General features: G+C 42.4%; 6 protein-coding genes. 2 read left to right on the top strand and 4 right to left on the bottom strand.

What is annotated here, in order from left to right:
- The first annotated feature begins 43 nt into the window (after positions 1 to 43).
- Entirely contained in the window at positions 44 to 3,427 is a 3,384-nt protein-coding gene (locus QWZ01_RS17980; protein ID WP_290325643.1) for a trifunctional glycoside hydrolase family 18/polysaccharide deacetylase/glycosyltransferase family 2 protein, read from the top strand.
- Between the two features lie 187 nt (positions 3,428 to 3,614).
- On the opposite strand, the gene ispF is transcribed toward QWZ01_RS17980, so the two are convergent.
- Together ispF and porV are read right to left on the bottom strand one after the other, a co-directional pair.
- Entirely contained in the window at positions 3,615 to 4,097 is a 483-nt protein-coding gene (ispF, locus tag QWZ01_RS17985) for a 2-C-methyl-D-erythritol 2,4-cyclodiphosphate synthase (protein WP_290325645.1), read from the bottom strand.
- A gap of 9 nt (positions 4,098 to 4,106) precedes the next feature.
- Entirely contained in the window at positions 4,107 to 5,282 is a 1,176-nt protein-coding gene (gene porV / locus QWZ01_RS17990; protein ID WP_290325646.1) for a type IX secretion system outer membrane channel protein PorV, read from the bottom strand.
- 243 nt (positions 5,283 to 5,525) lie between these two features.
- Here porV and QWZ01_RS17995 point away from each other — a divergent pair, with 243 nt between their 5' ends.
- On the top strand, positions 5,526 to 7,196 hold the full coding sequence (locus QWZ01_RS17995; RefSeq protein WP_290325648.1) for an SUMF1/EgtB/PvdO family nonheme iron enzyme: 1,671 nt from the start codon (positions 5,526 to 5,528) through the stop codon (positions 7,194 to 7,196).
- 265 nt (positions 7,197 to 7,461) lie between these two features.
- Here the strand turns inward: QWZ01_RS17995 and QWZ01_RS18000 are convergent, their stop codons facing one another.
- The gene (locus QWZ01_RS18000; protein ID WP_290325649.1) at positions 7,462 to 8,841 is read right to left on the bottom strand and encodes a RagB/SusD family nutrient uptake outer membrane protein; all 1,380 of its coding nucleotides are present in this window, start codon (positions 8,839 to 8,841) and stop codon (positions 7,462 to 7,464) included.
- Positions 8,842 to 8,858: 17 nt separating this feature from the next.
- Positions 8,859 to 11,957, bottom strand: coding sequence for a SusC/RagA family TonB-linked outer membrane protein (locus tag QWZ01_RS18005; RefSeq protein WP_290325651.1), 3,099 nt, complete (start codon positions 11,955 to 11,957; stop codon positions 8,859 to 8,861).
- Positions 11,958 to 12,055: the final 98 nt, after the last annotated feature.

Here is a 12,055-nt window from a genome sequence, read left to right on the forward strand (position 1 = left end):
TTCATCTAAAACCAATACTTTTAATTAAAAGGTAAATCTCTTAATGTCTTCAAATAAGCAAGTTTTTCAGGCCGAGTCCCCGGGTAGATGGAATAAATTTAAGTGGCTCAGCCGCATACTTCTTGCAGTGCTCATTATTGGTATAGTTTCGGTAATAGTCACTATTAAGTCAACTTATTATCCTGACCTCCCCAATCTGAATCCGGCACCTAAAAAGATGTCGAAAGATGAGCTTGACCAGTTAAAAAGATCAACCAAGTTCAAATCATTCAAGATCCAAAAATCTGAGCTGGAAGAAATCGAGCGCAAAAGAAAGCAACACCAGCTAAAGCATCCCAACAATAAAGATCGTATCAACGCGGCGTTTTATCTTGCCTGGGATCCGCAAGCTTATAACTCACTTATTAACAACATCAGCCACCTGGATATGGTGGTAAGCGAAGGTTTTTCCATAGCTCCGGGCGTTGATACCGTAGTAACTAAAATTGATACCGGCTTAACCCATATCAACAAAAAGCACAACAAGCCGGTGCTCATCATGCTGTCAAACTATGTTAATTATAACAACGTAAGCGGCGGTTATGATACTAAGGATGTACTGCGAATTGTTAAGAGTAAAAAATTACGTGCCGGTTTTATCAACAGCATTGTTAACGCGCTTAACAAATACAAGCTCAGAGGTATCAATGTTGATTTTAACGAGATAAAAAATCGCAACGATAAAGATTACATGAGCTTTTTGCAGGAGCTTTATAAAACCCTGCATGCCAAAAACTTCCTGGTTACTCAAAACGTGGTACCTGAAGATGAGGCGTATGATATTGTAAAACTGCAGCACTTCAACGACTTTTTGTTTGTAATGGCTATTGATGAGCATTACGACTCTACCAATGCCGGCGACCTCAGCAACCAGCACTGGGTTGAGCAGATATTGGATGATGTGTGCAGTAAGGTACCAAGCGAAAAGGTTATTTTAACTTTTGCCGCAGGCGGTTATGATTGGCCCGAAAACAGTGTGGGTAAATCCATCGGCTATCAGCAAGCTATTAGTACCGCACAGGAAAAGCAAAGCAAGATTATTTTTGATCCTGTATCTGCCAACCTGCACTTTAAATACCTTGATCAGGATAGTCTTGACCACATTGTTTATTTTACTGATGCGGCAACCAATTTCAACGTGATCCGCATGGCCGATGACTGGGCAACAGGTGGCGTGGCTATGTGGCGCCTGGGTTCGGAAGATCCGCGTATGTGGTCATACTTCCAGAAAAATCTATCGATTGATTCATTAAAGAAAACTGGCGTTGATATTAAAAGGCTAACCACTGTAGGCGCAAATAACCGTGCGAATGTTGACTACGACGGCGAAGGTGAGGTGCTTGACCTGATCACCACCCCTACCACCGGCCAGATTGATGTAAAGATGGATAGTTCTACCTTTACCATTACCAACCAGCAATACATTAAGCTGCCTACCAAATATGTAATACGCCGTTATGGTTACGCTCCTAAAAAAGTAGTATTAACTTTTGACGACGGCCCCGATCCCGACTATACCCCGAAAATCCTGGATATTCTTAAAAAAGAGAATGTACCGGCAGCCTTCTTTGTAGTAGGTTCTATGGCCGAAAAAAACATGCAGCTGGTACGCCGCGAGTTTGAGGCTGGGTACGAAATTGGTAACCACACCTTCTTCCACCCTGATATATCCACTATTAGTATTGACAGGGTTGTATTGGAACTAAACTCCACCCGTAAACTTATTGAATCTATAACTGGGCGCAGTACCATTTTATTCCGCCCGCCGTTTAATGCCGACGCCGAACCAACAACCCTGGCCGAGGTTATCCCGGTAGCCGAAAGCCGCAGGCAAAGCTACATTACCATCGGCGAATCAATCGACCCATGGGATTGGCAGCCAGGTGTTACTGCTGATAGCATCATAGCCCGTACCATCAGGCAAAAGGATAATGGCTCCATGATATTGTTACATGATGCCGGAGGCGATACCCGCGAAGAAACCGTAAAGGCACTTCCAGCCATCATTCACTTCTTTAAATCAAATGGCTACCAGTTTACTACCATTGCCGATGTATTGGGTAAAACTAAGGAAGATCTGATGCCGCCCATCCCGAATGATCCGCATACAGGTATACTTGGCCCAATGTATGATGCCGCCGTTCATGGTTATTATTATATAAACTGGATCCTGATATATGTATTTTTATCAGCCATTTTCCTGGCCATCGGGCGTATTGTGCTGATTGCTGTACTGGCTATAAGGCAGCACAACGAGAACAAAAAAATGGTAGAATCGCGCGGCGATGATTTCCCGCTGCCACCGGTAAGCATCATTGTACCGGCCTACAACGAGGAAGTAAATGCCGTTGCAACCATTCAAAGTTTGTTAAAAACAGAATATCCATCGTTTGAGATCATTTTTGTTGACGACGGATCAAAGGATAAAACATTTGAAGTTGTTTCCGCGGCCTATGAAAATAACCCGCTGGTTAAAATATTAACCAAGCCCAACGGTGGTAAGGCCTCGGCTCTTAACTTCGGTATAACTCATGCCCAAAGCGATTATGTGGTTTGTATCGATGCCGATACCCAGCTGAAAACAGATGCCATATATCATTTAATGACCTATTTTACCGATGAGGAAATTGGCGCTGTGGCCGGTACTGTAAAAGTGGGTAACGAAACCAATATCATCACCCGCTGGCAGTCTATTGAATACATTACGGCTCAAAACATGGACCGCCGTGCTTTTGATCTGATCAACAGCATCACCGTGGTTCCGGGTGCTATTGGAGCTTTCCGGAAGTCGGCTATATTTAAAGCCGGTGGTTTTACTTACGATACCCTTGCCGAAGATTGCGACCTTACCATGCGCATACTGAAACAAGGATATATTGTTAAAAACTGCGCCGATGCCATCGCTTATACAGAGGCGCCCGAAACAATTAACATGCTGTTGAAACAACGTTTCCGCTGGAGTTTTGGGGTAATTCAAAGTTTCTGGAAAAACCGCGACGCGCTGTTTAACAAAAAATATAAATTCTTCGGAATGGTAGGTATGCCAAATATCCTCATCTTCCAGATCATACTGCCGCTGTTTTCACCACTGGCCGATCTGATGATGATATTTGCCCTGTTTGGTGCCAAGCCCGAAAAAATGCTATTCTACTATGTAGCCTTTGTGCTTATCGATTTCATCGTAGGCATTATTGCCTTCCGTATGGAAAAAGAAGATTACAGGAAGCTTATATACATTATACCGCAACGTTTCATGTGGCGCCAACTGATGTATTATGTACTATTTAAATCTATCCGTAAAGCCCTAAAAGGCGAATTAAGCGGCTGGGGTGTTTTGAAACGCACAGGTAATGTGAAGGTAGAACCGGAGAAGGAAAATCAGGTTTAAACTTCTGAAAATAACAAAAAAGCCAGGATGATAATCGTCCTGGCTTTTTTGTTATTGCTATATTCTAAAAATTTGATGTCATTCGAGGAGGAACGATAAGAAATCTTATAAATCATGCTAATAAGCCTGTAATGGTGTATAAGATTTCTCCCTTCGGTCAAAATGACAGCAGGAAAATATCAGAAGTCTATTCCCTTTCAATCAAACAAACAGCATAAGCAACTACACCTTCTTCACGACCAATAAAACCCAGTTTTTCATTGGTAGTGGCTTTGATAGATATATCTTCTTCGCTGATGGAAGCAGCTTCGGCTATGTAAGTTTTCATGGCCGGGATATGCGGATTGATCTTCGGGGCTTCCAGGCAAACCATAGCGTCTATATTGCCAATGGTAAACCCTTTCTCTTTAATAAGTACAACTACGTGTTGCAGCAATACCAGGCTACTGATACCTTTCCAGCGGTTATCGGTATTGGAAAAATGAAAACCTATATCGCGCAGATTAGCAGCGCCAAGCAGCGCATCGCAAATAGCATGCAGCAATACATCAGCATCCGAATGGCCATATGCGCCTGAATGGTGCTCTAACTTCACTCCCCCTAAAACAAATGGATGCTGCTCTTTTAACTGGTGTACATCAAACCCAAAACCTACCTTAATTTTACCCATTATATTATGTTAACGTCCTACGTTTGTGATACCGCCAAAATTAGCAGACAGCGTGAAGCGCAGCGTATTGGCCAACGGACTGTTTTGCTGGCTGGCTGCCAGATATGAAAAATCGAAATTGAAAATATTGTACTTCATGCCCAAACCCAGGGTAAGGTAATGCCTGTCGCCTTTGGCCGGGTTTTCATAAAAGTATCCGGCCCTGACCGCAAACTGGTGATTATACCAATACTCAAGACCCGGCGAAAAGTTGATCTCCTTCATTTCTTCGCTGAAACCACCGGGCGCATCGGTAAACGACTGAAAGATACCTCCCGGTACCGATACATCATCGTTTTTGCCTTTTATGATATTGCCGTTGGCATCGCGCAGTGGCGGCGTGGGCACCAGCAGCTTGTTAACATCAAAAGTGGCGGTAAGCTCATTTGTTTCGTCGAGCAGCCAGGTATTGGCCACACCCACTTTTAAGTTGGCCGGTAAAAAATACTTAGGTCCAACATCGCTGTAGCTTAGTTTTGTACCAATGTTTGATATGTGCGCACCGAAGGCAAAGAGATTATTTTCACCGTACGGATTTTTGTAATATAAAGACACATCGGCAGCAACCGCGTTGCCCGGTTTAGCCACCTGGCCCGATCCTTCAGAAAATGATATGCTTGATATGTTTGAGCGTATATAACGCGCGGTTAAACCTAATGACAGGTTCTCGCCAAATTTACGCGCAAATGAAACATCAAGTGAAAGCTCATTGGGTGTGTAGGTTCCCAGGTTGTTTGATTGATCGTCGGTTAGCTGTACCGAACCGTAGTTAAAATAACGCAGGGAAGCGCCCAATGTATTACGATCGTCCAGTTTATGCGCATAGCTTAGGTATGACAGGCTGATGTCGGGCACCAAATGCCTTAACCATGGACTGTATGATAAAGAAAGCGCGTCGTTACTTTCTAAAAAGGCTAGTTTTGAGGGATTCCAGAAATTGGCATTAACATCGGGCGAAATAGCCACACCTGCATCGCCCATAGCACCCGAGCGCGAATCGGGAGAGATATTTAAAAACGGTACCTGAACCGGTATTGCCCTGCCGTTACTTCCATCAGGTGATATACCTGTAGTTTGCGCCATTGCTGCCACAGGCAGTAAAAACAGCCCAAAATAAACAATACGGCGAAAGGTAAAAAAGTTCATTGGGTGCAATTTAGCTTTTTAATTTAATTTGATTATACAGGCACGCGCTTAATTTTATACTGGATACGCCAAAGTTCCCTATTTAATAATTGCCTGGCCAAATAGCCAACCCGTGCAACTAATTTCAACAATTTTTCGTTTAAATGCCTTATAATAGTTTGATTTATTTGCATTAGAGCGTAGTGCTCATTAGCATTATATCCATTTTTTTATAAATTTACCTCTTAATATAACTGTAAAAATATGAAAATACTTTTTACTAAAACTGCTTTAGTGCTGTTGGCTGCGGGTGCCCTGGTAAGCAGCTGCAGTAAGCAACAGCAGTCGCAAAAAACCGGCATTACCTATAACGACAAGAATAATGGCGGTTATGTGCGCTTTAGGCAAACCCACCCTTCACCTGGGCCAGGCCTTGTTCCTATTGAGGGCGGTACTTTTGTAATGGGCGGCAGTGCCGATCAGGATGTTGCTTACGATTATAACAATGTGCGTCGCCGTGTAACTGTTCCTTCATTTTATATGGACGAAACAGAAGTATCAAATCAGGATTGGCTTGATTATTTGCACTGGACAGCCATCACCTTTCCGCAAGACCGTGAGTTATATTACGATGCCCTGCCCGATACTCTGGTATGGCGCAAACCACTTTCATATAACGAACCTTACGTAGATAACTACCTGCGTCACCCTGCTTTTCAGGACTATCCTGTGGTGGGTGTAACCTGGGAACAAGCACAGGATTACTGCCAATGGCGTACCGACCGTACTAATGAAAACATACTGCGCGAAACCGGCAGAATGGTTTCATGGAAAGATTTGAATGGTGGCGGTGGTAAAAAAGGTGCAGCAGCACCAGCAGCTGCTAACGGAGCAAATGCGCAACCTTTTAACACCGACATTTACCTGAACGGCCAAATGAAAGGCGCTGGCGTTGATGGTAAAAAAATGATGCCCGACCTAAGTCCGAACGCTAAGGCAACCGGTACCGGTAAAAACGCTAAACCGGTAAGGCCTGTACGCATGGAAGATGGTATACTGAAACAAGGTTACCGCCTGCCATCAGAAGCCGAATGGGAATATGCTGCTTTGGCACTGGCAGGCAATACCCAGTTTGAAAACATTAACGATGGTAAAATGTACCCATGGAACGGCCTCGGGGTACGTTCTGCAAAAAGCAAAACACGTGGTTTAATCATGGCCAACTTTAAACGTGGTAATGGTGATAATGCCGGTGTGGGTGGTTACCTGAATGATAAAGCAGATATTACTGCTCCTGTAAGATCATACGCACCAAATGATTTTGGTTTGTACAATATGGCTGGTAACGTAAATGAGTGGACTGCTGATACCTATCGCCAAACTTCATTTGAGGAGTTTGATGACTTTAATCCTTTCCGCGGTAACGAATACAGCAACAAACGCATGGCTGATCCATCAAAAGGTCTTTATGCAAAAGATAAATATGGCCGCCCTATTAAAGATGCAGCTAAGGCTAATAGAAAATTAAAATATAGTGAGCTATTAGCACAGCAAGGTCAAAAGGCAGATTCAGCAGCTGCTGCAGGAACTCCTGCTAATCCTAACGCGTTGGCGAGCAACAATGCACAGCTTGCTACTAAAAACTCCGGAAAAGCCTTTAATCCTGATATGCGGGGCGATAAAGATACCGTTAACCTTGCTTTGTATGGTAATACCACTTTGGTAAATAACCGTTCTAAAGTTTATAAAGGTGGTTCATGGAATGATATGGCTTACTGGCTGAACCCTGCAACCCGCCGCTTTATGGATCAGGACGAGGCAAGTGCCGAAATTGGTTTCCGCTGCGCGATGACCATGGTTGGTGCTCCTGAAATTTACCCTGTAGGTAAACCGCACTACGGTGTTAAAAAGCCTAAAGATTATAAATCAAAATAAGAGATATTCTTAGCAAAGTACAAAGGCCGTTCAGTATATGAGCGGCCTTTTTTGTTTCATGGAAAGCGCTTATATTATAGCTATTAATCTCAGCCTTTGCTCAACCTTATCAAAGTATAACTAAATGATCACTCATGGCTAAGTGGGCTTTTATATCTGTAATTATTATAAATGAATAATTACTCCCACCTGCATAATCAATTTAAATATAAAACCCCGGTGTAAATACTTACACCGGGGTTTTATTTATATTAATCCTTATTTATTAATACCCTGCATTTTGCACTAAGTTTTTATTGGCATTAGTTTCATTCAGCGGGATAGGGAATACCACATTGTTGGCATCAAAGGCCGATGGGCCAACATTCTGTTTCAAACGTTTGGCATCATGAAAGAAAAATCCGCCTTCAAATGCGAGTTCCAAAATCCTTTCCTTTAAAACGTTAGCTATAGTGGTGGTACCTACGGTGAGGTTAGGTGCCCCCGCCCTTTTTCTGAGTACGTTGATATCATCTACCGGGCGTGCACCGGTTGTGGTACTTAAACGCAGGTTAGCCTCTGCCCTGATCAGGTATAATTCGGCCAGTCTGATTACGTGTATGTTGCCATACAAATTGTCAAACTTATCGCAGCGCAGGTTACCATCCGAATCTTCGTTGTAAATATCTAAGCGAGTATCTGCACTATTAAACTGGTTTAAAAAGCTTTCTTTTATGGTGATATCTCCACGCCCGCCAAACTCAGATGAGGCGTAAAAAGTGTTAAGTTCATTGGTAACTCCTGTTCCTAACTGGGTGGTTAACTGTATAGCGAATATATCTTCACTGGTATTGTCAACGTGTACGGCTGCCTGGTTAGGGAAAGGAAATTCATCAGTATAAACAGGTACCAGCGAGTAAGCATTTGAACTGATAACTTTTGTAGCTTCAGTAATAGCTTTTGCATATTGGCCTTGTTGCATATACACCCTGGCCAGTATAGCCGAAGCAGCGTAACTGTTGGCATAAAATGAAATGCCTTTACCAAGCTTGGTTTCAGCATCGGTAAGGTCATTAATAGCCTGCGTATAAACCTGGGCCACTGTTGATCGTGACGGATATGATGAAGAATTAATAACCGATGTAGGCGTTAATACAATAGGTACCCCAAGGTTAGCAGTAGGGTCGCCATCATTCCATGATTTACCAAATAGCCTAACCAGTTCAAAATAAACAAGTCCTCTTAAAAATTTGGCCTGCCCTTCAGTTGAGTTCTTATCAGCCGCGCCTACCTTGTCCAAATTAGCTAATACATTGTTTGTTTGGTTAATAACGCGGTAAGCATCAAGCCAAATAGCATTAACAAAGGTATTATCAACCGGAATTTGTTGACTCACCATTTGAGTTAAACCCTGAAACGTACCCGACCAATCTATATAGGTTTGTGTAGCCATCAGATCGGGCTCCAGAAACACACGGCCGCCGTATAGATCAGTAAGGCTCATGCGGTTGTAAGCGCCTATAAGCGTACTCTGCACATCTGTGGCTGTAAGTATTGCCTTATCGGCCTCAATTTGATCGCTCGGGTTTAAATTCAATTCCTTATTACACGCGCCTAATAAAAGCATAGCGCTAAAAGCTGTTATATATATCTTAATTTTTTTCATCTCTGTAGTATTAATGGTTACAAGCCTATGTTTACACCAAAAGTAATTGTGCGGGGTTGCGGAGCCGAGTAAAAATCAACGCCAAGATTATAGTTTTGATCTGCTGCTTCAAAATCGGCATTTACTTCAGGATCCCAGCCTTTGTATTTGGTGATCAGGAATAGGTTATAAGCGTTAACAAAAAGCCTCGCCCTATCAATTTTTATTTTAGATAATATATCCTTTGGTATATTATAACCTAAACTAACTGTTTTACAACGTACATATGAACCACCTGAAAGATAACGGCTTGATGGATTAGTACCGTTAGCATAAAACAAACGTGGTTCGGGTACATTCGTAATATCGCCCGGATTTTTCCAGTAACTTAACTGATCAATAGTTTGGTTATCAAAGCCGTTACTCGCGTTTGAACTCATGTACTGGCCACCGCCATTATAAATTTTATTACCAAACGCTCCCTGAAAAGTAACCGACAGATCAAAGCCGCTATAAGAGAAGGTATTGGTTATACCGCCTGTATATTTAGGCGTTGGGTTGCCTAATACTACGTTTTGCGCAGCGTTGTAATCATTTGTTTTGGTACGGTTAATATTTCCACTGGCATCTTTAGTGTTTAAATAGTACAAGGCATCGCCATTGGCTGGGTCAACACCTGCATATTCACGTCCGTAAAACACACCAATAGGCTGCCCCTCTATAACACGATTCAAATCATTGCTGCCAATAATTAAACCATTTATGTTGGTTACAACGTTTTTGTTGTAAGCAACGTTGAATGAGGTAGACCATTTAAATTTCCCTACAAAGTTGTCTGATGATATGGCAAGTTCAAAACCCTGGTTGTAAAGTTTAGCTAAATTTTGAGTTTGTGTTGCCACCCCTAAAGTTTGCGGCACATTTACTTCCAGCAAACCATCGCGGGTGTTTTTACGGTAGTAATCAAAGCTGGCATTTAAACGATTATTGAAAAAGCCAATTTCTAAACCGGCATCAAACTGAGTAGTCTTTTCCCATTTTAAGTTAGGGTTGGCAATTTGATAAAAGCGCTGGCCCGGTACACCATTATACCCGGCATCGCCAGAGAACAGACCAAAGGCTGCATATTCCGGAATTTCGGCATTACCTGTTAAACCATAACTGGCCTTTAACTTTAAATTGCTAAGCGTGTTTGAGTTTTTCAAAAACTCTTCCTGGCTTAAAACCCAGCCCACTGAACCAGCCGGAAAAAAGCCATACCGGTTATTGGCACCAAACCTTGACGAAGCATCAGTACGACCACTTACAGATAATAAATACTTGCTTTGATAAGCATAGTTGGCTCTGGCAAAGTACGACACAAAGCTGTATTCAGTTTGTGTTGAGGTACCACCAGATATTACGGCTGCAGAGGCAATTTGTTTATAAGCATCAGACGGAAACTGCTGCCCTTTTACATCATTACCGTTATTGCGGCTATACTCATAACTTGTACCCAACGTTGCATCTAAGGTATGATCTGTACCGAAGGTGTTCTTATAGGTGAAGTAGTTATTTACTGTATAGTGTATAATAGTGGTGTTTGTATTTTCGCCAAAACCGTTTGGTTGACTGGTGTTCCGGAACGTTAAACGGCCCGAATAGCTATCTTCATTTGAATTGGTTTGATCAACACCAAACTCTGAGCGAAAGCTTAAATGCTTTACTATATCCCAGTTGGCATAAATATTACCCAGCGTTCTATAGTTATTGGTATGATAATACGAGTTATCAACATTAAGCAGAGGATTGTAATAAAGCGGATAACTGCTGGCGGCACCAGGTAAGCTACCGCTCAATAAACCCGAACGGGGGTCGATGATTGGAGTGATAGGTGATAAAGCCACAACCTGTAAAGGCGTGCCAAAAGAGTTATCATTATCTACCCGTTCATTTAAGGAGTGCGAAAAGTTCATGTTCATGCCCACCTCTAAATCGGTAAAAACCTTTGAGGTAAGGTTTATACGACCCGACATTCTCTTAAAATGATTACCCACCAATATGCCTTTTTGATCAAGGTATTGCCCGCCAATAAAATAGGTGGTTTTATCATTACCGCCAGATACATTCAGATCATATTGCGATTGCGGAGCACTTTGAAATGCCTGCTTTTCCCAATCGGTATTGGTTGTACCCCAATCACTTGTTTTACCTGCCGCATAGGTAGTAAACTTTCCTTCAACGTAAGATTTGTAATCGGCCAGTGCATCGTCCAGTGTAGGATAAAGGTCAGAAGCAAAATCCTGCTTGGCTGCGCCAACACCGGCCTGTTCTTCCATGGCCAGCCATTGGGCCGAATTTAAAAACTCACGATGGCGTGATGGATTGCTTTTACCAAACTGGGCGGTAAAGTCGATCTTGGCAGTACCGGCCTTACCCTTTTTAGTGGTAATGAGCATTACACCATTTGAAGCACGCGCACCATATATGGCCGATGCAGAAGCATCTTTCAAAAACTGAACGTCGGCTACGTCATTAAAGTTAATATCTGCAAGAGGATTTGTTGCTGCTGATGTGCTTGAAATATCAGAGTTATTAAGCACAACACCATCAACAACTATCAATGGCTGCGTACCGGCAGTGATGGATGCTGTACCGCGTATGCTTATTTTAATTCCCTGGCCAAGCTTACCGTTGTTTGCCTGTATATTAACACCGGCTGCCTTACCCTGAATGGCCTGTTCAAGTGTGGTAACAGGAGTTTCCTGTATATCCTTTGATGATACAGAAGCGATAGATCCGGTTATGGATTGCCTTTTCTGTGTTCCGTAACCTACAACCACAACTTCGGTCAGCTGTTTTGAGTCCTGCACAAGTTCGGCATTTATAACCTGGCCATTAATAGATGCTTCGGTTTCCTTAAATCCAAGAAATTTAAAAACCAGCACTTTGGCTGATGCAGGTACCGAAAGGCTGTAAGTACCATTTGCACCCGTTTGGGTTCCTGTTCCGGCTATGCCTTTTACGGTCACGCTTACCCCAGGTAAAGGCGACCCATCTTTTTGATCTGTTACTTTCCCTGTGATAACACGGTTTTGTGCCAAAACAAACGAGATACAAGAAAATAACAACAAAATTGTTAGTAAATTTTTCTTCATGAAGTTAATTTTAGATTTAAAATAGTAAATTAATAAAAAAAGGGGATAAAAACAATAAACTCAACTCAAAATCAAGCACTTCAGTCACAATAAGTGAA

Origin of the sequence: Mucilaginibacter aquaedulcis, assembly GCF_030409325.1 — a bacterium.
GTDB lineage: Bacteria > Bacteroidota > Bacteroidia > Sphingobacteriales > Sphingobacteriaceae > Mucilaginibacter > Mucilaginibacter aquaedulcis.

Coding starts and splice junctions, on each gene's coding strand:
- QWZ01_RS18005 (WP_290325651.1), bottom strand. CDS start 11,957: ATGAAGAAAAATTTACTAACAATTTTGTTGTTATTTTCTTGTATCTCG.
- QWZ01_RS17995 (WP_290325648.1), top strand. CDS start 5,526: ATGAAAATACTTTTTACTAAAACTGCTTTAGTGCTGTTGGCTGCGGGT.
- QWZ01_RS18000 (WP_290325649.1), bottom strand. CDS start 8,841: ATGAAAAAAATTAAGATATATATAACAGCTTTTAGCGCTATGCTTTTA.
- ispF (WP_290325645.1), bottom strand. CDS start 4,097: ATGGGTAAAATTAAGGTAGGTTTTGGGTTTGATGTACACCAGTTAAAA.
- QWZ01_RS17980 (WP_290325643.1), top strand. CDS start 44: ATGTCTTCAAATAAGCAAGTTTTTCAGGCCGAGTCCCCGGGTAGATGG.
- porV (WP_290325646.1), bottom strand. CDS start 5,282: ATGAACTTTTTTACCTTTCGCCGTATTGTTTATTTTGGGCTGTTTTTA.